This window comes from Raineyella antarctica (assembly GCF_900092135.1).
In the GTDB taxonomy this organism is placed as follows: Bacteria; Actinomycetota; Actinomycetes; order Propionibacteriales; family Propionibacteriaceae; genus Raineyella; species Raineyella antarctica.
The window spans coordinates 65,616-87,634 of the sequence record NZ_FMYF01000002.1 but is presented as its reverse complement, the minus strand read 5'-3'; the positions used below and the strand labels follow the sequence as shown (position 1 = coordinate 87,634).

19 protein-coding genes are annotated in these 22,019 nt (G+C 69.2%); 5 read left to right on the top strand and 14 right to left on the bottom strand.

From position 1 onward, the window contains the following. The 3 genes from GA0111570_RS02885 to GA0111570_RS02875 all read left to right on the top strand — a co-directional run bounded on the left by GA0111570_RS02885 (nt 1) and on the right by GA0111570_RS02875 (nt 3,540). Nucleotides 1-354, top strand: coding sequence for an alpha/beta fold hydrolase (locus GA0111570_RS02885; RefSeq protein ID WP_092606195.1), 354 nt, complete (start codon nt 1-3; stop codon nt 352-354). A 372-nt stretch (nt 355-726) separates the two neighbouring features. Beyond that, nucleotides 727-1,767 carry a patatin-like phospholipase family protein gene (locus GA0111570_RS02880; RefSeq protein ID WP_092606193.1) on the top strand — a complete coding sequence of 347 codons (1,041 nt, stop codon included), beginning with the start codon at nt 727-729 and terminating at the stop codon, nt 1,765-1,767. Between the two features lie 132 nt (nt 1,768-1,899). Then, entirely contained in the window at nt 1,900-3,540 is a 1,641-nt protein-coding gene (locus GA0111570_RS02875) for an HNH endonuclease signature motif containing protein (RefSeq protein WP_092606191.1), read from the top strand. Between the two features lie 23 nt (nt 3,541-3,563). Here GA0111570_RS02875 and GA0111570_RS02870 read toward each other — a convergent pair whose 3' ends face one another. From GA0111570_RS02870 to GA0111570_RS02840, 7 genes are all read right to left on the bottom strand, one after another. Further along, nucleotides 3,564-3,866: a hypothetical protein gene (locus GA0111570_RS02870; protein ID WP_092606189.1), complete on the bottom strand. Its 303-nt coding sequence runs from the start codon at nt 3,864-3,866 to the stop codon at nt 3,564-3,566. 87 nt (nt 3,867-3,953) lie between these two features. After that, on the bottom strand, nt 3,954-4,448 hold the full coding sequence (locus GA0111570_RS02865; RefSeq protein WP_092606187.1) for a hypothetical protein: 495 nt from the start codon (nt 4,446-4,448) through the stop codon (nt 3,954-3,956). A 522-nt stretch (nt 4,449-4,970) separates the two neighbouring features. Further along, nucleotides 4,971-5,174: a hypothetical protein gene (locus tag GA0111570_RS02860; RefSeq protein ID WP_092606185.1), complete on the bottom strand. Its 204-nt coding sequence runs from the start codon at nt 5,172-5,174 to the stop codon at nt 4,971-4,973. A 229-nt stretch (nt 5,175-5,403) separates the two neighbouring features. Next, nucleotides 5,404-8,592: a type I restriction endonuclease subunit R gene (locus GA0111570_RS02855; RefSeq protein ID WP_092606183.1), complete on the bottom strand. Its 3,189-nt coding sequence runs from the start codon at nt 8,590-8,592 to the stop codon at nt 5,404-5,406. Next, complete coding sequence (locus GA0111570_RS02850; protein ID WP_092606181.1) at nt 8,592-9,707, bottom strand: restriction endonuclease subunit S; 1,116 nt, start codon at nt 9,705-9,707, stop codon at nt 8,592-8,594. Before GA0111570_RS02850 ends, GA0111570_RS02855 begins: the two co-directional genes overlap by 1 nt. Next, nucleotides 9,704-11,299 carry a class I SAM-dependent DNA methyltransferase gene (locus GA0111570_RS02845; protein WP_217633994.1) on the bottom strand — a complete coding sequence of 532 codons (1,596 nt, stop codon included), beginning with the start codon at nt 11,297-11,299 and terminating at the stop codon, nt 9,704-9,706. The genes GA0111570_RS02850 and GA0111570_RS02845 overlap by 4 nt, the downstream gene beginning before the upstream one ends. Nucleotide 11,300: 1 nt before the next feature. Next, on the bottom strand, nt 11,301-13,280 hold the full coding sequence (locus tag GA0111570_RS02840) for a hypothetical protein (protein ID WP_139283124.1): 1,980 nt from the start codon (nt 13,278-13,280) through the stop codon (nt 11,301-11,303). A gap of 171 nt (nt 13,281-13,451) precedes the next feature. Here GA0111570_RS02840 and GA0111570_RS02835 point away from each other — a divergent pair, with 171 nt between their 5' ends. Continuing rightward, complete coding sequence (locus tag GA0111570_RS02835; RefSeq protein ID WP_092606177.1) at nt 13,452-14,042, top strand: hypothetical protein; 591 nt, start codon at nt 13,452-13,454, stop codon at nt 14,040-14,042. On the opposite strand, the gene GA0111570_RS02830 is transcribed toward GA0111570_RS02835, so the two are convergent. The 5 genes from GA0111570_RS02830 to GA0111570_RS02810 form a co-directional block, all read right to left on the bottom strand. Further along, on the bottom strand, nt 13,949-15,493 hold the full coding sequence (locus GA0111570_RS02830; RefSeq protein ID WP_092606175.1) for a TetR family transcriptional regulator: 1,545 nt from the start codon (nt 15,491-15,493) through the stop codon (nt 13,949-13,951). The genes GA0111570_RS02835 and GA0111570_RS02830 overlap by 94 nt on opposite strands. A 225-nt stretch (nt 15,494-15,718) precedes the next feature. Beyond that, nucleotides 15,719-17,161, bottom strand: coding sequence for a glycine hydroxymethyltransferase (locus tag GA0111570_RS02825; protein ID WP_092606173.1), 1,443 nt, complete (start codon nt 17,159-17,161; stop codon nt 15,719-15,721). A 67-nt stretch (nt 17,162-17,228) separates the two neighbouring features. Continuing rightward, nucleotides 17,229-17,714 carry a 2-C-methyl-D-erythritol 2,4-cyclodiphosphate synthase gene (gene ispF / locus GA0111570_RS02820; RefSeq protein WP_092606171.1) on the bottom strand — a complete coding sequence of 162 codons (486 nt, stop codon included), beginning with the start codon at nt 17,712-17,714 and terminating at the stop codon, nt 17,229-17,231. Next, a complete protein-coding gene (ispD, locus tag GA0111570_RS02815; RefSeq protein WP_092606170.1) occupies nt 17,711-18,442 on the bottom strand; it encodes a 2-C-methyl-D-erythritol 4-phosphate cytidylyltransferase in 732 nt (243 codons plus the stop codon). Before ispD ends, ispF begins: the two co-directional genes overlap by 4 nt. A 28-nt stretch (nt 18,443-18,470) precedes the next feature. After that, nucleotides 18,471-18,956 carry a CarD family transcriptional regulator gene (locus GA0111570_RS02810; protein ID WP_092606168.1) on the bottom strand — a complete coding sequence of 162 codons (486 nt, stop codon included), beginning with the start codon at nt 18,954-18,956 and terminating at the stop codon, nt 18,471-18,473. 215 nt (nt 18,957-19,171) lie between these two features. Here GA0111570_RS02810 and GA0111570_RS02805 point away from each other — a divergent pair, with 215 nt between their 5' ends. Next, a complete protein-coding gene (locus GA0111570_RS02805) occupies nt 19,172-19,816 on the top strand; it encodes a hypothetical protein (protein WP_092606167.1) in 645 nt (214 codons plus the stop codon). Nucleotides 19,817-19,913: 97 nt separating this feature from the next. Here the strand turns inward: GA0111570_RS02805 and GA0111570_RS02800 are convergent, their stop codons facing one another. Together GA0111570_RS02800 and GA0111570_RS02795 are read right to left on the bottom strand one after the other, a co-directional pair. Then, nucleotides 19,914-20,591 (bottom strand): response regulator transcription factor, encoded by a 678-nt coding sequence (locus tag GA0111570_RS02800; protein ID WP_092606165.1) that lies wholly within the window; start codon nt 20,589-20,591, stop codon nt 19,914-19,916. After that, nucleotides 20,588-21,832, bottom strand: a complete 1,245-nt coding sequence (locus GA0111570_RS02795) for a sensor histidine kinase (protein ID WP_425438606.1) — start codon at nt 21,830-21,832, stop codon at nt 20,588-20,590. Before GA0111570_RS02795 ends, GA0111570_RS02800 begins: the two co-directional genes overlap by 4 nt. Between the last annotated feature and the right edge of the window lie 187 nt (nt 21,833-22,019).

Genomic DNA, 22,019 nt, shown 5'->3' with positions numbered 1-22,019 from the left:
GTGGCCGGCCCCGGGAAGCGGATCACCAGCTCTCTCGGGATCCTTCTCGGGGCCATCACCGCGACCGCCCTGCTGTGCGGAGGCGTGCTGCTGGTGATGAGCCCCGGCAGGGTGGCCCGTACGACTGTCACAGCGCTGGAGGTGCCCACGTACTTCTTCTCGGGGGCGTACGACTACACCGTCAACCACGATATGTCGGAGCAGTACCTCAGGCAGCTCGACGCCCCCGTGAAGGGCTTCTACCTCTTCACCGAGTCCGCGCACAGCCCGATCTTCGAGGAGCCCGACAAGGTCGCCCGGATCATCAAGGACGACGTCTTCAACGGCACCAACGCCCTGGCGGATGCCTCGTAGCGGACCCTGGGTGCCGTGCATCGGGATGCCGAGCGGTCCAGTAAGGGTTGCTTTAGTTTTGAGACGTACGTAAACTCGCCGCGTCGAGCACAACGGCGTCGCCCGTGATACCACCACCGTCGTACGCGAAGGAAGACAGCCATGACCAGGAATCGCCGCAAGGACCAGGACCGGATCATTCTCGCCGGGGCCAGCCCCTTCATGAACGAGGTGCTGCGGGCGGCCTACGAGGAGCTCTCGGAGCTCGAGGACTGACGAGCCCTTCCCGCGCCGCGGCGTACTGAGACCGTACTGAGGTCCCGCCGCGGGCCTCGCGGCAGGCCTCGCCGGCAGGGATTGACCACTCATCCGCGGCGGTGCCACCCTGATCACATGGCTGATCACGGGGGATCACAGCTTCCTGCCCGCTCGACGGACCTGGTGCTCGAGGGTGGCGGGGTCAAGGGCATCGCTCTGGTGGGCGCTCTCGAAGTGCTCGAGGAACACGGCTACGTCTTCCGGCGGGTCGCCGGGTCGTCCGCCGGAGCCATCGCGGGGGCGCTGGTCGCCGCCGGGATCCCGACCTCGACCATGGTCGAGATCCTGCGCAACACCGACTACCGCAAGTTCATGGATGGCGGCAGGTTCAGCAACATCCTGACCGGCAAGGCCATCGACCTGTGGGTCCACAACGGCATCTACCACGGCGACTACCTGAAGCAATGGCTGGACGAACAGCTTCGCACCTATGGCGGCCCCGGCTGGAAGGGCACCTTCGCCGACCTGCCGTACGAGGATCCCGATCCGGACAAGGTGGTGGCCGAGTCGCGGCGCTTCCGCCTGATGGTGACCGGCTCCGACCTCACCAACAACCGGCTGCGCTACTTCCCGTGGGACTTCGGGGACTACGGCCGTGACCCGGGGAGCCAGCGGATCGTCGACTCGGTGCGGGTGTCGATGTCGATCCCGTTCTTCTACCGACCGGTGAAGTGGACCCAGGACGACGGCACGGTCACCTGGCTGGTTGACGGCGGAATGCTGTCGAACTATCCGATCAGCGTGTTCGACGCGCCGATGGGGGTCGCCCCGCGGTGGCCCACGATCGGGGTCAAGCTGTCGGGCAAGCCGCAGGCGGGCCTGGGGATCAAGAACACGATCAAGGGCCCGGTGGGGCTGGCGCGGGCGATGCTGCGCACGATGATGGGCTTCTACGACGGCCAGCACATCGACGCCTCCGACGCTATCGACCGGACCATCTTCGTCGACACCGGCAAGGTCCGTACGACCCAGTTCGACCTGGGCCCTGAGGACCGGGAGATGCTCTACCAGAACGGGCGGAAGGCTGCGACACAGTTCCTCGAGGGCAGCGCGGACCGGCCGGCGTGGGACTTCGACGCGTACGTCGAGAAGCACAGGCAGGTGACCACGAGCTGAGTCGCGACCCCTTGCCGAGCCGCCCGCGGCGGGCGCGCATCCCGCGGCGGCCACCCAGCGGCGCCCGCACATCGGTGAGCAATCGTTCGGGTGTCCGAAAAAATGTCAGAGGCCATTCCTAGGCTCTTTGACATGAGCGGGACACTCTTCGACGCCCCCGAACCCGACCCCGACGACCCCTATGACGACCCCTATCTCGAGCCCTATCTCGAGACCGGCGCCCACCTGGCGGCGGGCTCCGACACCACGCCGCGGCTCGACGCGCCAGAACTCGACACCGGCCCGATCGACGAGGCCGAGACCACTGTCGCCGACGTGGTGATGCCCATCGCCCTCGACCCCGACCGGGTGCTGCCCGGATCGGTACAGGGGGCACTGGACGAGATGGACGCCCTGCGTACGCTGCGGGCCGCCACCGAGGCGCGGCAGTTCGCGCTGATCGGCCACCTCGCCTCGATCGCCCCGCCGCCGGCGCAGGAGCACCTGGAGGGCGGCGAGCAGCTGGTCGACCTCGGTGGCGACGGCTGCCCGACCGTGCCGGAGTTCCTGGTGCTGGAGCTCGCCGCCCTGCTGCGCACGACGCACCAGTCCGCCCGTGGCATGGTCGCCGACGCCCTGTCGGCGAGCTGGCGCCATCCGCGGCTGTGGCAGGCGGTGATGGCGGGCCGCGTGCCGGTCTGGCAGGCGCGGAAGGTCGCCCAGGCGGTGCGCTGGGCCGGTCTGGACCGGACGCGGGCCCTGCAGGTCGACCGCAACGTCGCACCCGCCTTGGGCACGGTCTCCTGGCCGCGGCTCGAGGCGCTGGTGGAGGGCGAGATCGTCAACGCCGACCCCGACCGGGCGGCCGAGGCCGAGCAGCGGGCGCGGACCGGCCGGTTCGCGCGAGTGGCCCGCGACGAGCGCGGTCATGCCGGGGTGCGTACGTTCGTGGCCCGGCTCGGCACGCCCGAGGCGCTGCAGCTGGACGCCACCATCTCCCGGCTGGCCCACCGGCTCGGCCAGAACGGCGACACGGACAGCCTGGACGCCCGCCGCGCGCGGGCCCTGGGCATCCTCGCCACCCCGGAGCGGGCGGCCGCCCTGCTGGCCGGGGACAACGCCTCGGCGGACCGGCTCAAGCCGCCGGTCCGGCTCTACCTGCACCTCAATGCCGAGCGTCTGGGCGCGGACGGTGTCGCCCGGCTGGAGGGCGAGGGCGCGGTCCCGGTCCAGGCCCTGCGCGAGCTGCTGGCGGATTCGAACGTACGAGTGACCTGCGTGATCGACCACCGCACCTCCGAGCCGGTGGACGCGTACGAGATCCCGGAGCGGATGCGCGAGCAGGTGACGCTGGCCAACCCGTACGAGGTGTTCCCCTGGGGAACCCGCCGGGCCCGGCACTCGGACCTGGACCACACCAAGCCGTACGCGGAGGGCGGCGAGACCCGGGTGGAGAACCTGGGGCCGCTCGGCCGGTCCGCGCACCGAGCCAAGACGCATGCGGGCTGGCGGTGCCGGCAGGTCCAACCCGGCCAGTGGCTGTGGCGCTCGCCCTACGGCCGGTGGTACGACGTCGACAACTGGGGCACCCGGACCGCGGTGGCCTCGGCAGCTCCCTCCACCATCGAGCATGAGGCGATCAAGGTCCTGAACACGATCCCCCGCACGTCACCGGGCGATGCTCCGGCACCATCGGCCTCGTCGGCGGCACTGGCCCGGCGAAAGAGCCTAGGACGGGGCCGCCGACGGCCACGGGCAGCCCAGCGGGCAGCGCGGCGGCGCCGCCGGCACTAGTGCCCCGATGCGGGCAGATGCCCTCAGTGACTGTCCAGATCCAGCCGGATGATCCGGACCACCGGATGGGCATCTCCATGCCCACCCCCGGTGAACGCCGCGTTGTACTGGAAGTCGATGCGCCCGGCGCCACTCACCTCGTAGTGGTAGACGGCGGACCAACCGTCTTTGGCGAACTTGTCCGTGCCCTTGAGCTTGGTGCACTGACCGATCCGGGGAGGCTTGTTCGGCGTGTGGGCCAGGTAGTCCCAGGCACGCGTAGCATTCTGGAGCCCGACTCGATCAGGCAACTCGGCCCAGAGGGCGGCGAACTTCCGGTGGACCAAAACTCGCCATTCTGGTGGGTCCTCCGGACGGCCACCCGGGCGCGGCGCAGGTTCGTACGGACTGTACGCGCGAGGTGACACGACCGCTCAGGCTCCTTGAGCGGTCGCCCAGTCATCGGGACCGACCTCGGTCCACTCCTCGATGTCCATCGATTCCTCGAGGATGCCCCTGCTGACGGGATCAGCCATCAGAGAGGCTGTGGCACGCCACTCATCCAGGAGGTCGTCGACCAAGGAGATGGCTTGACCACTGCCAGCCCGGATCAGAGCGTCATTGACCTCTGAGTGGAACTCGGTCAGTTGCCCCTCGTCCAAGGACGCCACGAACGCCCACCCACCGAAGTCGGCAGCTCGGCGCTGTTCGCGCGGACGCGACATGGCATTGTCCAGCATGAGGAAGTTCAGCGCATGGTCCCGCATGCCGGCCAGGTGCTCCAGGTCTGCCGCGGGGAGCATCACCAGCGACTCCCCCTCGGGGGTACGCAGAGTGGTCGGGCCCCGCTGGGCCGCCTCGATGAACTCCTTGCGGCCGCGTCCCGACAGGTCCGATGTCTGGTAGATGCGTCCATTGGTCGTAATCATGACTTCACCCCTATGTGCCAAGATACGTGCACAAATGTTACCAGTGCCTTGCCTGACGACAACCCGCGGTAACGAGGTCCACCTCCGCCGTTTGCCCTGGGTCGTAGATGACTCGTCGCTGGCCCTGGCCTCAGCCGCGACGTGGGGGTGCCGTGGGGTGGTGTCGTGGACGAACCGCAGATAGCCCTGAAGGCCCGCCCCAGGTCAAGCCGGGACGGGCCCTCATTGTGCAGATGTGACCGCCAACGAGCGGCTACAGGCGAATGCTCACCCAGCCGCGGCGGATGGATTCCTGGTGGTTGTTGCTCAGCTCGTGCTCCACCCGGGAAACCAGATCACCAGGGAGGCAGCTTGAGCCGCCGAGGGCTACTCCTCCCCCGTCGCTCAAGGAGCAGCGTAGATCGGGATGGACCCGCCGCCGCACCCGTACGCAGAGTTCGTGCTGATGACCGCTGGGGCAGGTGACTTTGACGTTGGCACCATGATTCGGGCCATACTCACGCTCTGATTCGCTCATGGCGATCACCTCCCCTTGCCGTACGGCGACCGGTTGGTCGGCGCCAGACTGATGCCGAGGTCCGACGCATGCGACCGGACGGCAGCCTCGGTGCGGCCCAGCTGCCAGCCGATCAGCCCTGTCGGGGTGTTCTGATCGGCCAGTTGCGCTAGGCGCCGGTCATCCGGGGCCGACCACTGCTGGCCGTGGTTCTGTGGTTGCTTCGACATACTCTGCCCCTCCTCGGGGCTTCGGCACCCAGACGGCGGCCAACACACCCGTGTTCCGCAGCGTTCACCCTCATGGGTGCCTCGCTGCCGAGTGCTGTACGGTGTCCGAACAACCCGCCAAAGTTGTAATGGACCCCGACCGTTGGCCAACCCCGACGATCGGGGTCTGCTGTTGCCGCTCATCCAGGGCTGAACATCTACCCGTGGATGACACATTCAGTGTGCAAAATCAGTCGGACACATCTCCCGACTGCCCGGCGTACCCCGGTGCCAGCACCTCCATCTGCTCGATCACCAACCGGACCGCCTCCTCCGACTTGTCCGGTGGGTACTTCCGCGACCGCAGCAACCGCTTGATCTTGGCCCGCAGCGCCGCCCGGACGTCGTCTCGTACGGTCCAGTCCGTACGGGTGTCCTTGCGCATGATGCGGACCAACTCGCGGGCGATCTCGGCGAGTACGTCTTGACCGAGGACGTCCATGGCCGACTGGTTGTCGGCGACGGCGTCGTACAGCGACAGCTCGTTGGCGCCCAGTGGCGGATGGAACTGCTCGCCGCGTCGGCTCTCGGCGGCGATGTCCTTGCTCATCTCGTACAGCTCCTGCAGCACCTCGGCCGCAGTCAGCTGGGAGTTGGTGTAGCGGGTCATCAGCGAGGTGAGGCGTTCGCTGAAGTTCCGCTGCCGGACCAGGTTGTGCCCGGTGACCCGTTCCGCCTCGGCGAGGATCGAGTTGCGCAGGGCCTCGATCGCCAGCTGCGACCGGGACGACGCCTTCGCCTGCGCCAGCAGCTGCGGCGAGAGGTGGTCGAAGTTCGGCCGGCTGATCTGCGCGGCCTGGTAGATGTCGACGACCTCCCCACCTTCGGTCGACTCGTCGACGATCTGGCGCAGGAGGCGGGCGACCTCCTCCGGCACCGGCCGACCGCTCGCGGCGCGCTCAGCGGCGTCGAACTTCGCCATCCAGATCCGGACTTCCTCGTAGAACTGGACGTCGACCTTGATGTCCGCCAAGGTGTCCGAGCCCGATGCCAGCGCCCAGGCGCGGCTGAGCTGGCCGGCCAGCAGCCGGTAGCGCTCGGCCAGCGTCGACTCCCCCGCCGGCACCTGGTTGCCCGGGGTCTGGGGCGAACGCAGCCACGCGGTCAGGCCGGTCGCCGCGACGATCCAGCCCTTCGGCCCGGGCATCGCCGCCCGCCAGTCGTACCCGGACGTCAGGACGTTCAGCTGCCCGACCAGGGCACGCGCCAGTTCGACGGCTTCGGACACGTCACGGCCGACCGGTCTGGTGTTCTGGTCCTCGGCGGTGTATTCCGCCAGCGCGGCCGCGAGGTTGTCGGCCAGCGGGGCGTACGCCACCAGCAGCCCGTCCTCCTTGCCGCGGAAGGTGCGGTTGATCCGGGCCAGGGTCTGCATCAGCAGGGCGCCCTTGAGCGGCCGGTCCAGGTAGAGGGTGTGCAGCGGGGGGGAGTCGTAGCCGGTCAGCATCATGTCCTTGACGATGACCAACTCGAGCTCGTCGTCGGGGTCGCGGAGCCGGGCCTTGATCACCTTGTTCTGCGATTCGCGGCGGACATGGTCGCTGACCGGCGGCTGATCGGAGGCCGAACCGGAATAGACGACCTTGATCCGGCCCTTGTCGACCGCCTCGTCGTGCCAGTCCGGGCGCAGTGCCACGATCTGCGCGTACAGGTCGGCGCAGATCTGCCGGGTGCCGGCCACGATCATCGCCTTGCCCGGGCCGTCGATGAACGGTCGCATCCGGGAGCTGCGGGTCTCCCAGTGCTCGACGATGTCGGCGGCCAGCTTGGCGAGCCGGTCCGGGGCGCCGTAGACGGCGTTGATGACCGCGACGGATTGCTCGATCCGTTCGCGCTCGACGTCGTCCAGGCCCGCAGTGGCCTCGTCGGCGGCCGCATCCACCTGCTCCTGGCTGACGCCTTCGGCCAGACCGACCTTGACCAGCCGTGGTTCGAAGTAGACCGGGACGATAGCGCCGTCGGCGACGGCACGGGTCAGGTCGTAGATGTCGATGTAGTCGCCGAAGACCTCGCGGGTGTCGTGGTCGACCTTGCTGACCGGGGTGCCGGTGAACGCGATGAAGGTCGCGTTCGGCACCGCGTCGTGCAGGTGCCGGGCGTAGCCGTCGAGGTCGTCGTAGTGGCTGCGGTGCGCCTCGTCCACGATGATGATGATGTTGCGGCGATCGGAGAGCAGAGGGTGGTCGGCGCCGCTCTGGCGCTCTTGGGCCGAGCGACCGAACTTCTGCAGCGTGGTGAAGTAGATCCCGCCACTCGTACGCCCCGACAGCTCCGTACGCAGCTCGGAGCGCTTGCGGACCTGGACCGGCTTCTCCGGCAGCAGCGTGCTCGCGGCGAACCCGTCGTACAACTGCCCGTCGAGCTCGGTCCGGTCGGTGATCACCACGATGGTCGGGTTGAGCAGCTGCGGGTGCCGGGCGACCTGGTTGGCGTACAGCTCCATCTCCAGCGACTTGCCCGAGCCCTGGGTGTGCCAGACGACGCCGGCCTTGCCGTTGGTGCGCACCGCCTGGATCGTGGTGCCGATGGCCTTGGCGACCGCGAAGTACTGGTGCGGCTTGGCGATCCGCTTGCTCAGCCCGTGCTCCCCCTCGGCGAACGCGGTGTAGAGCCGCATCAGCTGGGTGAACCGCTCGAGGTTGAACAGGCCGTCGAGCGCGATCTCCAGCGCGGTGGCGTGCTCGGTGTCGGGAACGGCCTCCCCCAGCGGGACCGGGTGGCCCTCGTCGTCGACGTTCCACGGCGAGTAGTGGTTCAGCGGGGTGAACGGGGTGCCGTACGAGGCCGAGATCCCGTCGCTGATCACCGTCATCACGCAGGCCCGAAAGGCCATCGGGAACTCGGTGACGTACGTCCCGAGCTGGGCGTGCGCCATCGGGAGGTCAGCGGCGGGCGAGCCCGCGTTCTTGAGTTCCATGATCGCGACCGGCAGGCCGTTGCAGTAGAGCACGACGTCCAGGCGACGCGTACGGTCCCGGTTGCGCAGGGTGACCTGGTTGACGGCCAGCCACTCGTTGCGGTCCGGCTGCGGATCGATCAGCCGGATCGTCGGGTTCTGGTCGACGCCCTCGTGGTCGGTCCAGGTGACGCCGCGGTAGCCGTTCACCATGTACTCGTGCAGGCGCTTGTTCTCCGCGATCGCATCCTGGGAGCGCGGGGTGAGGATCTCGGTGACCGCCTGCTTGAGGTACGTCTGCGGGACCTGCGGGTTCAGGTGCTGGACAGCCGCGACGACCCGCGAGGGGATGACCGGGTCGTCCCAGGTCGTACGCTCCCCCTTCCCCGGGGCAATGTCTGCACCGGAGAGGTGCGCCCAGCCGAGGTCGCCGAGGACCTCCAGTGCCATCAGCTCCCAGTCGGCTTCGCTGAAGCCGGGCATCACACGACCTCCGAGACTGCGGCTTCGGCGTCACGTACGGACAGGCGGCCGGACATGAGCGCGGGGAGGAGGGTGTCCCGGAGGGCGGCGAGGGTGCGGGACTCGAGCTTCGCCTGCCAGATCCGCTGGCTCAGAGCATCGACCAGACTGATGGCCTGATCGCCAAGCGCAGCTGGATCCGGCACCGACAACCTCATGGCGTCTTCAGGCTTCACCCGTTGATGCGATCCAGTGGTCCCGCGAGCCAAGCCCTCAAGTTCACGCTGAACCTCGGGCTGAATCAACAATCCCCACAAGACTCCGGTCGGAATCGATTTGGGCTCCAGCATCAAGAATTCGGTGGACGCCAAGGCGGGTTGCTCCGGGAGCACCGGAACATCCCAAACCCTAGGGATACGCGGATTCAACTTTGAAAGAAGCACACACGGGCGAGACAAGAGCTGCTTATTGCTTAGAATTGATTTACCTTGCACCACCTCAGGAAGACCATTCCCATCAAAAACAGGAAGACTGAAATGCGCAACAGAAGCAAGGGATGCCGGCTTGACGGAGGCCTTCATTAAACGCGCGACTTCACCCAACTCGACCTCATCCGTCGCAGAGGTGCGGCAGATCGCCTGAACCATAGCGCACGCCGATGCCACAACCGCACGATTCGTCGAAATCTTGTCATCCAGGGCACCCAGGACATCCATAATGGCCACCTGCTCACGAACCGGCGGAACAGGTATGAGAATGGAATGCAGCGATCTCTGCGTCAACTTCGGCTGAGTGGATCCAGTAATATATTGGCCAAAATTGACCATCGATAGCACATAGCATACATATTCCGTCCTTGCCAAGGCATTGCCTTGCAGCACGTGAGCATGATTATTGACCCAGAATTTTCCTTCAGCAAGAAAGGCGATAGGAAGGCTCCGACTCCGCAAGTTCTCGCCATCTTCAGCGACTAGCAGGTACCGACCATCAAATAGGTAGTCGTCCACATGATCAACGACCCCTGAAGCCCCGTAATAGGGAAACTCTCCAGCCACCCGATCAGCGCTCTTGACTGGTCGTCGGCGCACGTCGAAGTTGACCGTGACATCACCAAGCGTCATCATGGGCCAGATCACTTGATCCTCCCCAACTGCTCCCGCACCACCCGTTCTAAGCGGACGGATTCCTCGAAGTGCTCCAACAGTTCGTTGGTCAGCCGCTCTATCTTCTCCTCAAGTGGCTCCCCGTCTTCCGCTTCCGCTGCACTCCCGACGTACCGACCCGGCGTCAGCTCGTATCCGGCGGCCTTGATCTCAGCCAGAGTCGCGGACCTGCAGAAGCCTGGGTCGTCCTCGTACGCCATCCTCTCTGCTGATGCGGATCCGCGCCACGCATGATAGGTGCCGGCAATCTTGGCGATGTCCTCGTCGCTCAATGCTCGCTCAGCCCGATCGATCATGTGACCAAGGTTCCGCGCATCGATGAAAAGAACCTCACCGCGCCGGTCCGCACTCCCACGGGCGCCTGCGCCCTTGTCCATGGCGAAGAACCAGAGGCATGCCGGAATGGGAGTGGAGCGGAACAGCTGCATGGGCAGCGCGACCATGCAGCTCACCAGATCGCCTTCGACCAGCTGGGCGCGGATGTCGCCCTCACCGCCGGAGTTCGACGACATCGAGCCGTTCGCCATCACCACACCAGCACTGCCGCCGGGGGCGAGCTTGGAGATGATGTGTTGCATCCACGCGTAGTTCGCGTTGTTCACCGGCGGCACACCGAAGCGCCAGCGGGCGTCGTCCTCGCGACGGGCCCAGTCCTTGATGTTGAAGGGCGGGTTGGCCATCACGTAGTCGGCGCGCAGGTCCGGGTGCAGGTCGCGGGCGAAGGTGTCGCCCCAGCGCGGTCCGAGGTTGCCGTTGATGCCGTGGATCGCCAGGTTCATCTTGGCCATCCGCCAGGTCCGCTCGTTCAGCTCCTGGCCGTAGACCGACAGGTCCGAGCCCTCCCGGCCGTGCGCCTCGAGGAACTTCTCAGCCTGGACGAACATGCCGCCCGATCCGCAGCACGGGTCGTAGACCCGTCCGCTCTTCGGCTCCAGCACCTCGACCAGTACCCGCACCACGCTGGCCGGGGTGTAGAACTCACCACCCCGCTTGCCCTCGGCGCGGGCGAATTTCTCCAAGAAGTACTCGTACACCTCGCCCAGCAGGTCCCGGGCCCGGTGCGCGCCCTGGCCGCTGAACTGGGCGCCGTTGAACAGGTCGACCAGCTCACCGAGGCGGCGCTGGTCGACGCCCTCCCGGTTGTAGGTCCGCGGCAGGGTGCCGGACAGGCCCGGGTTGTCGTCCATGATCAGCTTCATGGCCTCGTTGACCAGTTCGCCGATGGTGGCGGACTCGGTGCCCTTGGCGCGGTCGGCGAGGTACTGCCAGCGGGCCTGCTCGGGCACCCAGAACACCTGGGATCCGGTGTACTCGTCGCGGTCCTCCAGGGTGGCCTCGATGTCGTCCTCGGTGTAGCCGCCGTCGGCCTCGAGTTCGGCGCGGATGTTCTGCTGGCGCTCGACGAAGGCGTCGGAGACGTACTTCAGGAACACCAGGCCGAGGATGACGTCCTTGTACTGGCTGGCATCCATGGACCCGCGCAGCTTGTCGGCGGCCTTCCAGAGGGTGTCCTTCAGTTCCTTCATCGTCGATGGTGTGACGGGAATGAGCGGTTGTGCCGCCATATCAGGCTCCTTCGTTCGGGGTCGGGGGAAGATCAGGTGCGGGGGTGACGAACCGGGCGTGCCCGGTGCCGATGGTCTCGGTGAGCAGCCGGGCCGCACGGTCGAGACCGGCCAGGCGTCGCCGCAGGGCGTCGCGTTCCTCATTCATAGCGGTGAGCACTGACTCCAGTACGGCCCGCTGGTCGGCTGGTGGCTGGGGCACCACCCAGTCGCGCCAGCGCGTACGACCGGCGTCCTGGGAGCGGATCGTCTCGGCGACCGCGTGGGCGCCCAGCGGGCCGCCGGCCCGGGGGCGCAGGATGAAGCCGGGCATCACCACGACCGTGCCGCCCTGCTCGTCGACCCAGGCATCGGGGGCGGGTCGTACGGTCGCCACGATGTCGCCCGGCTCGGTCTGCCGCAGGTCGCGGCCGAGCGCGAGGGTCAACCGGTCGAGGCGGTACACCTGCCAGCCTCCCCGCGCCTGGTCCGGGACGGCCACCGCCAGTTGACCGGCCGGCAGGTCGGCCAGCTCGAGGCGCTGGCCGGGAAGGTGGCGCAGGTGTCCGCGGTCGAGGGCCGCGCCTAGGGTGACGCCACGCGTCCGCGCCTCGTCGGGAGCGGCTTCGACGCTGACTCGACCGGCCAGGCCGGCCGCCTCCAGCGCCGTACGCACCTCCAGCACCCGGTCGGCCACCCCGCGCGGCACCACGGTGCTGTGGCGTACGCCGGCGACCAGTGAGCCTCGCCGGGCGACGAGGTCGGCGGTCGGCAGCCAGGCCAGGTGCGCCCAGGACCGGCGCCGGGCCGCTTCGATGCCGTGCAGGCAGGCGAGCACGTCGTCCACCAGGCCAGACACGGTCGGGGCATCCAGCGCCAGCTCGGCCAGGTCGGCGATCCCCGTCCGCCGCTCGGCCAGGGTGTCGGTGTCCGGATCGGCGAGGACCCAGAACGCCAGGTGCTCGCGCGGCCGGCTGGTCCGCAGCCCGGCGGGCAGGCGCACCGCCACCCGGACGCGTCCGGAGCGCAGCAGCTGGTCGCGGCGTACCTCCTGCGGCTCGGGCAGCGGATCGGTCAGCAGGGCGGCCGGCGCCAGCACGAGGCCTCGCTGGCCGGGGGCGAGCTGGAGGTCGAGTTCGTCGACGAGGTCCCACAGGCGGTCGGGCGCGGCGTCGAGGTCGTCGGCCGCGGGCAGGGTGAGCAGGTGGACGACGGGTTCGAGGCCTGCCCAGGCCTCTCCGGGCCGGACCAGCCCGTACCGACGACCGGCCAGGGCCAGCAGCCGCTGGGTCAGGCGGGCGACGTCACCCTCGCCGCTACGCAGCAGCACCGGATGGTCTCCCCCCTCGACCGCCTCCAGCAGCAGGTCCGCACCGCAGCCGGTGGGGTCCGTCACCGGGCAGTCCTCGCCCAGGTCGCGGGCGAGCGCACCGATGAGTGCCCGGACCAGCGCCCGGGCCGAGGGGCTCACGGCAGAGTCGGCGAGCGGGCGCCACGCGGCGCGGAACCGCTCGTCAAGGACCCGCGCGTGGGCCCGCTCCACGTCCCAGGCAGCCTCCACCAGAGCCTCGGCGGTCGCGGCGTCCCGCACCAGGTCGGTCCTCGACTCGAGCTCGGCCAGCAGGAAGTCGTCGTCCGGGTCGGCCTCGTCCGCCAGGTCGAGGATCTCCTCCGCATCGAGGTCCTGCAGCGGATGGCCGACCAGCTTGCGCAGGGTGAGCAGGGCACTCAGTGCCTGCGCGGTGGCCTCCCGCTCGGCCGCGGTTCCCGACCACATCGCGTACGCCGCGGCATCCGCGCGCACCTCGGGGTTGTTGCCTCGCCCGGTGGCCTCCAGGTAGGCAACCACGTCGTCGACCGCGAAGCGCTCCTGGCCGTCGGGATCGCGCCGGGCGCCGGGGAAAGCAATGGCGGGGGTGCCCCGCTTGCGCCACATGCTGACGACGGGCCGCTGGACGTGGGCGAGCTCGGCGATGTCCTGCAGGGTCATGCGTAGCGTCACCCCTCCACCTCCTCGCGCGAGCAACCGGGTCGTACGGCCTCACCCTAGGGCAGAACGGGTCACATTGGACGTCGATCACTGATAACCCCTGTTATCAGCCCAAATGTGTCTGCGTTCCGGCTCTGGGTTCCACCATGGGATCACCCAGTCACCCCGACCAAGGAGCCCCCAATGAACCGCATCCGCCTCGCCGGGACCAGCCTGCTGGTCACCCTCACCACCGTCGCCGCCCTGACCGGCTGCACCACCCAGGCCGCCACGCCGGTCGAGAGCGCACCGGCCGGGGACAACCGCCCCACCGCGACGGCCACCCAGGTCGCCGATGCCGGGCTGTCCACCTCCACCAGCGAGGCGCCGGCCACCCAGAAGCCTGCCGCCGACGGGACGTCCGAGTTCGGCAAGGCCTACACCTGGGAGGACGGGCTCTCCGTCACCGTCTCCGCTCCCAAGGCATACACCCCCAGCAGCAGCGCATTCGGCCCGGTCGCCGGCCAGAAGGCGGTCTCCTTCCAGATCACCATCGTCAACGGGACGAGCGCCCCGTTCGACCCGGTCATGGCCTCGATCACCGCCCAGTCGGGCAACACCGAGGCTTCCCAGATCTTCGACTCGGCCAAGGCCATGGAGGGCAGCCCCAGCACCAAGATCCTCGCCGGCCGCGAGACCACCTACAAGGTCGCCTTCTCCGTCGCCGACGCCTCCGACATCGTCGTCGAGTTCTCCCCGGACTTCACCCACGAATCGGTGCTGTTCGCCTCCTGAGCAGCCCGCCACAGAACCGCCGCGGTGGCCCTCTGGGGGGAGGGCCACCGCGGCCTGCCGGCTCCGACGACCTCCTGCCTACCCCCTCCGCATCCCGCAGAAGGTCGTCGCCATGATGACCTCGACCACCCGCTCTCATTCCACTGCGGGCGGGTGAAGGACAGCTGAAGCGTGGCGTTGCAGAGCAGGGCGGCGGCATCGAACGCGGACAGGCCGCCGGGGATGGCGTCGAGCGCGAGCTGTTCGGCGCGCTCCTCGAGCAGCGGGGCCAGGATGGCGGGCAGCGGCACCAGCTCCTTCGGGTTCAGCGATTCCGGCGCGGGCACTGCCTCGGTCTGGCTCGCTTCCTCGGTCTCGGTCGAGGTCTCCGTCGCGCGCTCGAGCGTGGCGCTGAACACTCCCTCCAGCAGGGCCGCGGTCAGGGGCACGTCCCTCCTCGCCAGCTCGACCAGCTCCTCCAGGAAGATCTGGACGACCTCCTCGACGGGGGCGGTCCCGCCGAGCGACCGGGCCACCCGACGGAGGGCGGGCAGTCGGTGGGCCCACACCGCGGCAGCGAGCCCGCGGCGGTCGGTGAAGATCCGAACCATCGCGATGCGGTCGACGCCGAGTTCGGCGGCCACGGCCGGGATCGTCAGGCCGTTCCACCCGTGCCGGGCATAGATGCGCTGGACGGCCGCTGTCGCCCGGGCCAGTGACTCCTTCTGGTCGACCCCCAGTGGCTCCTTGCTGAACCGTGCGTGCAGGGCATCCACGGCGTCGGCATCCAGGTCATCGGCGTTCGCGGTGAGCGAGAGGTACAGGCGGAGCAGGGTGTCGGCGAAGACGGCGACCGGCGCCGATCCCGGATCGAACCGTCGAACGCGAAGGAAGCCCTCGACCAGCGCCTGCGTGGCGATGACGAGCTGGTCCGGATCCGCACCCGGCCGCCACGCCCGGCCGGTGATGTCCATCAGGGTCTGGGTGAGCGCCGCGTACCGTTCCCGCTGGTGTGCCGCGAGGGCGGCGACGGTCTGGGCGGCAACGGGATCGTTCGGCGCCACGGCGGCCAGCAGTGCCTCGGCCACGCCGAAGGAGGCGAACAGCCTGCGCTGCCCGTCGTCGGCCTCGGGCGAATCGGGTCCGGGAGCCAGGCGCGCCACCTGCTGGGCCAGCGATCGTGCGACGCCGGCGAGGTCGCCCTCGCCCCGGGCCAGGTCCGCCATCGCCCGGTCGACACCGTCGTACGACCACTCCGTGCCGAACCGCTCGAGGACGTGCTGGAGCACTTCCCGGACGAGTACCTCACGCGAGCCGAAGTAGTAGGTCATCGTGCCGGGGCTCACCGGGACCGCCCGCGCGACCTGCTTCATACCGATGAACGTGGTGACGTCGGTCAGCTCCGCCTGCGCCAGCAGGTCCATGGCCGCCGCCAGGGCACGGCTCCGTCCGTTCCCGTTGTCCTCCGCCATGTGCCTGCTCCTCCACCGTTTCCGTTGCGGCCGGATACGCCTCGTACGTGCGTACGAGGATATCTGCGAACCGTGGTACTGGTGAAGGTTCGCATCCGTCCCCGACCATGGTCATACGGCATGCGCGCGCTCCGGAGCCCTTGCCCACGCGAGAGCCCGGTGACCTTCGGGGGGAAGGTCACCGGGCTCTCCTACGACGTCTCAGCGGCCGTCAGGCCGCACCGATCAGAGCTCCAGGCCCGGGTACAACGGGAACTTCCCGAGCAGCTCCTCGGCCTCGGCCTGCACGCGGTCGGCGATGCCGTCGGCGATCACGTACTTGGCCTTCGAGGCACCACCCTTCGGCGCGTCGGCCGCCGTGGTGTTCGACAGCACCTCCACGATCAGCTCGGCCGTACGGTCGAACTCGTCGGCACCGAAGCCGCGCGAGGTCAGCGCCGGGGTGCCCAGCCGGATGCCGGAGGTGTACCAGGCGCCGTTCGGGTCGGCCGGGACCGAGTTGCGGTTGGTGACCACCCCGGAGTCGACCAGCGCGGACTCGGCCTGGCGACCGGTCAGGCCGAACGAGGCGGCGATGTCGGCGAGCACGATGTGGTTGTCGGTGCCACCGGTGACCAGCTTCACGCCGCGCTTCTGCAGGCCCTCGGCCAGCGCCTTGGCGTTGTCCGCGACGTTCTGCGCGTACTGCTGGAAGGCGGGGGTGCGGGCCTCGGCGAGCGCGACGGCCTTGGCCGCCATCATGTGCGACAGCGGGCCGCCGAGCACCATCGGGCAGCCGCGATCGACCTCGGGGGCGTACTCCTCCTTGGCCAGCACCAGGCCACCGCGCGGGCCGCGCAACGACTTGTGCGTGGTGGTGGTGACGACGTCGGCGTACGGCACCGGGTCCTCCTCGCCCGTGAACACCTTGCCGGCGACCAGACCGGCGAAGTGCGCCATGTCGACCATCAGCACGGCACCGACCTCGTCGGCGATCTCGCGCATCTTGGCGAAGTTCACCCGGCGCGGGTAGGCGGAGTAGCCGGCGACCAGGATCAGCGGCTTGAACTCGCGGGCCTGGGCCAGCAGCGCGTCGTAGTCGATCAGCCCGCTCGTCGGATCGGTCCCGTACGAGCGCTGGTGGAACATCTTGCCGGAGATGTTGGGGCGGAAGCCGTGGGTCAGGTGGCCGCCGGCGTCCAGGCTCATGCCCATCAGCCGCTGCTCACCGAAGCGGTGGCGCAGCGTCTCCCAGTCCTCCTCGGACAGGTCGTTGACGTTCTTGACGCCCTTCTCGGCCAGGCCGGGGCGCTCGACCTTGTGGGCCAGGATCGCCCAGTAGGCGACCAGGTTGGCGTCGATGCCGGAGTGCGGCTGGACGTACGCGTACTCGGCGCCGAACAACTCGCGGGCGTGCTCGGCGGCGACGGACTCCACGGTGTCGACGTTCTGGCAACCGGCGTAGAAGCGGTGCCCCACCGTGCCCTCGGCGTACTTGTCGGAGAACCAGGTGCCCATCGTCAGCAGCACCGGCAGGGAGGCGTAGTTCTCGGAGGCGATCAGCTTCAGCGATCCTCGCTGGTCGGTGAGCTCCTGCCGGGTCGCCGCGGCGATCCGCGGTTCGACGGACTCGATGACGGAGAGCGCCTCCCGGTACGCGCGGTCGGCAGCTGCAGTCATGTCTGACACTGGGTTCTCCTCGGACGAGTTGACGGCACAGTCGTGCCTCAATTTACCCTCTCGTCACCCTGAGGGCTCAGTGCCCGGCGGTCCGTACGAGCAGGGCGGTGGCGATCGCCGCCAGCCCCTCCCCGCGACCGGTGAAGCCCAGCCCGTCGGTGGTGGTGGCGGACACGCTGACCGGGGCGCCCAGGGCCTCCGACATCACCCGCTCGGCCTCGGCCCGCCGCGCCGCCATCCGGGGGCGTACGCCGATGACCTGGACCGCGACGTTGCCGATGGTCCAGCCGGCGGCGGTCACCCGGCGCGCGGTCTCGGCCAGGAACGCGACCCCGGCGGCGCCTGCCCACTGCGGCTCGGAGGTGCCGTAGTTGGAGCCGAGGTCGCCCAGTCCGGCGGCCGACAGCAGCGCGTCGCAGGCGGCGTGGCTGGCCACGTCACCGTCCGAGTGGCCCTCCAGCCCGTACGCCTCGTCCGGGAAGTGCAGCCCGGCCACCCACATCGGCACGCCCTCGGCGAACCGGTGCACGTCGGTGCCGATGCCGGTGCGCAGCGTGGTCATCGGGTCTCTCCGGTCAGGTGGCGGCGCCGCTGCCAGACGGCCTCGGCGATCTCCAGGTCGAAGGGATCGGTCACCTTCAGGGCGTCCCGGGATCCCTCGACCAGCGTCACCGCGGCGCCGATCGCCTCGCAGGCCATCGCATCGTCGGTGACGGCCAGGCCTTCGGACCGTACGTGCTGGTGGGCGCGTACGAGGGTGGCCAGGTCGAAGCCCTGCGGGGTCTGCACCGCGCGCAGCACGGACCGGTCCACCACGGCGGAGGCACCCGGCCCCCCGGAGAGCGCCCGGATGGTGTCGACCACCGGGGTGACCGGGATGACCGCCGGGGCACCGGCGCGCAGCGCGTCGACCACTGCCGCCACGACGGTGGCGGGGACGAAGGGACGGGCGGCGTCGTGCACCAGCACGTGGCGGGCGCCGGGCTCGACCCGGGCCACCTCGGCCAGGCCGTTGGCCACCGAGTCCTGCCGCTCGGCTCCCCCGCCGACGAGGGTCCAGGGGATCGTCGCGTCGGCGAGAGCGCGGTCGAAGTCATCGGCCAGCTCGAGGCGGGAGACGACCACCACCCGGGTCACCCCGCCGGCGGCGAGGGCATTGACCGCATGCGCGACCAGGGCCCGGCCGCCGATCTCCCGGAGTGCCTTGGGGGCCCCGGCCCCCAGACGAACGCCAGAACCGGCCGCCACCACAACGGCGACGACCGGTTCAGGACTTGCAGAGGATGTCATGACACCCACGATTTCATGCGAACGTACCTCAGGACGCGAGAACCTCGTCCAGCAGCTCTTCGGCCCGCGCCTCGTCACAGCTCTCGGCGAGCGCCAGCTCGGAGGTGAGCACCTGGCGGGCCTTCGAGAGCATCCGCTTCTCACCGGCGGACAGGCCGCGATCGTTGCCGCGACGCCACAGGTCGCGGACGACCTCGGCCACCTTCATCACGTTGCCGGAGTGGAGCTTCTCGAGATTTGCCTTGTAGCGGCGCGACCAGTTGGCCGGCTCCTCGGCGTGCTGGGCACGGAGGACGCTGAACACCTTCTCCAGCCCATCGGCGTCGACCACGTCCCGGACACCGACCAGGTCGAGGTTGCACGCAGGCACGCGCACCACGAGGTCATTCTGTCCGACGATACGGAGGACCAGGTACAGCTGGTCCTCACCCTTGATCTTGCGTGTTTCCAAGTCTTCGATGACGGCCGCCCCATGGTTGGGATAGACCACCGTTTCACCCACTGCAAACGTCATACGTGACCCCTTTCGCACCTCGATCCTACCATGCATCCCTGGAACGGGCCGGTTTCGCGGGGGTCTCCGCGGCACGTGAGGGCGCCTGCCGGACACCGGCGCTGCGGGCCGGATGCCCGATCGTGACCCGTAGAACGGTGAACGATGTGCCGACCGACCCGCTTTGCGGATATTCTGTGGCCGAGTCTGACCGGCCCAATGAGGAGTCCTGAATCGTGCCCACCTTGAAGTTCCGTGCCAAGCGCGCCGCCGTCGTGATCGTCGCCGCCGCGTCCCTCGTCGGCCTTGCCGGCTGCCAGATGGGCTTCAAGCACGCCACCCTGACGCAGTACACCCAGGCCGAGGGCATCAACCTCGACCTGGCCAACGGTGGCCCCGTCGCGCAGGGCACGGGCTACGTCAAGGTGCGCAACCTGATGATCATCGCCTTCCCGGACGGCTCGGCCCGTCTCTCCGGCGTCATCTACGGCTCCCCCTCCAGCAGCGCGTACCAGGTGGGCAAGGCCAGCACCCCCGACCCCAAGGTCGACACCCTGCAGTCGGCCAACGGCAAGGCGCTGAAGCCCAACGGCGACCAGGGCGGCGCCCTCACGGTGAGCCTGCCCCAGCCGCTGCCGATCGTGGTCAAGGAGCCGGTCCAGCTCCAGGACCAGAACATCACCGTCACCGGCGCCAAGCTCACCCCGGGCGTCGACGCCGAGCTGACCCTGACCTTCGCCAAGAACGGCCGCGTCACCTCGCGGGTGCCGGTCGTCGACGGCACCAAGCCGGACTTCGCGACCATGACCCCGGTCTCCGCCGCCTCCGGTTCCGCCTCGGCGTCGGCCTCGCCGTCGGCGAGCGCCACCCCGGCACGCTGAGCCGGACCGGTCCGGCTCACCCAGAACGTCTTCACCCCCGGTCGCTGCGGCGGCCGGGGGTGAAGCGTTCCTGCACCGGCCGACCGCCGGCCGGCCGTCAGCCGTCGAACTTGTAGCCCAGGCCGCGGACGGTGACCAGGTGGACCGGATGGGCCGGGTCCTCCTCGATCTTGGCGCGCAACCGCTTGATGTGGACGTCCAGGGTCTTGGTGTCCCCGACGTAGTCGGCCCCCCAGACGCGGTCGATCAGCTGCCCCCGGGTCATCACCCGGCCGGCGTTGCGCAGCAGCATCTCGAGCAGCTCGAACTCCTTCAGCGCCAGCCGGACCGACTCACCGTTCACGGCGACCTCGTGGCGCTCCACGTCCATCCGGACCCCGCCCGCCTCGACGACGTCCGGGACCAGCTCGACCTCCTGGCCGCGGCGCAGCACCGCGCGGATCCGGGCCAGCAGCTCGCGCTGGGAGAAGGGCTTGGTGACGTAGTCGTCGGCGCCGAGCTCCAGCCCGACCACCTTGTCCACCTCCGAGTCCCGGGCGGTGACCATGATCACCGGGACCGAGCTCTGCAGGCGCAGCTGCCGGCACACCTCGGTGCCGGAGATCCCGGGCATCATCAGGTCCAGCAGCACGATGTCGGCACCGCCGCGGTCGAACTCCGCGAGCCCTTCGGTGCCGTCGACGGCCTCGACGACGTCGAAGCCCTCCTTGCGCAGCATGTAGGACAATGCTTCCCGGTAGGACTCCTCGTCCTCGATCACGAGTACACGGGTCATCCGGCAACCTCCTGGGGGTGGTCCCCGCGCGCGGCGTCCGCGACGGGGTCGTACGTGGTGGTCCCGCCGGCGCCCGGTTCGGGCGCCGCCTCGCGGGTGGAGTGCTGGGGAATGCGGACGGTGAAGGTCGAGCCCTGGCCCGGCTTGCTCCACACGTGGACGTAGCCCCCGTGGGCGGCGGCGATGTGCTTGACGATGGACAGTCCGAGTCCGGTGCCGCCATTGTCGCGGCTGCGGGCGTAGTCGACCCGGTAGAAACGCTCGAAGATCCGCTGCACCTCCTCCTCCGGGATGCCGATCCCGTTGTCGGAGACGCTGATGTCGACGAACTCCTCCTCGCCGAGGACCAGCGAACGGGCGGCGACCGCGACCCGGGCCCCCCGCTCGGAGTACATGATGGCGTTCTCGACGAGGTTGGAGACCGCGGTGGCGAGCTGGGCCTCGTCGCCGATCACGTGCAGGCCACCGCGGCCGCCGGCGGTCAGCACGACGTCGCGGTCGTCGGCGTCGACCCGGTTGCGGTCCACCGCCATCCGGATCACCTCGTCGATCGAGACGTCCTTCTGCGCCAGCAGCGGGTCGTCGGACTGCAGCCGGCTGAGGTCGATGATCTGGCGGACCAGGTCGGTGAGCCGACGGCCCTCGATCTGCAGCCGGCGGGCGAAGCGGCGGACGTCCTCCGGGGAGTCCGCGGCGTCCTCCAGGGTCTCGGCGAGCAGGCTGACCGCCCCGATCGGGGTCTTCAGTTCGTGCGAGACGTTGGCGACGAAGTCCCGACGGGTCTCGTCGACACGACGGGCGGCAGTCCGGTCCTCGACCAGGACCAGCAGGCTCCGGTCGTCCAGTGGCGCCACCCGTCCCATCAGGTGCAGGCTGGTGGAGCCCTCGCGCTTGAGGTCGAGCTCCATGTTGCGCGGGTGCCCGTCCTGGCGTACGTCACGGATCAGCGCGAGCACCTCCGGCACGACCACCCGGGAGCCACGGACGACACCGAGCGTACGGGCCTGCGCGGTGGACTGGACCACCTCGTCATGGGGACCGACCACCACGCCCCCGGAGCGCAGCAGGTTGAGCACCCGGGACACCTCCGGCCGTACGGTCACGCGCGCGGCCGCCAGGGCGCGGGTGCGTTCCTCCTCGGCCTGCCTGCTCCGCTGGCGCACCCACATGAACAGCACGCCCAGCAAGAAGCCGACCACGACCCCGATCACGACGTCGAGGGAGGGGTTCACACCGCCGATCATACGGCCGGGGGCCGGGGCACCCGAATCCGCAAACCCCCATTCACCCAGCGTTCACGCCACGTTCAACCGCCACCCCTCGGCGGAACACCAGGGGTGGCTAACGTGCCGGGGGATCGCCCGAGGGGCGGCTCCCGCCAGGTGCCTGCCGAAGGTCCGGGGAGTCCGGGTACTCGCGGGTATAGTT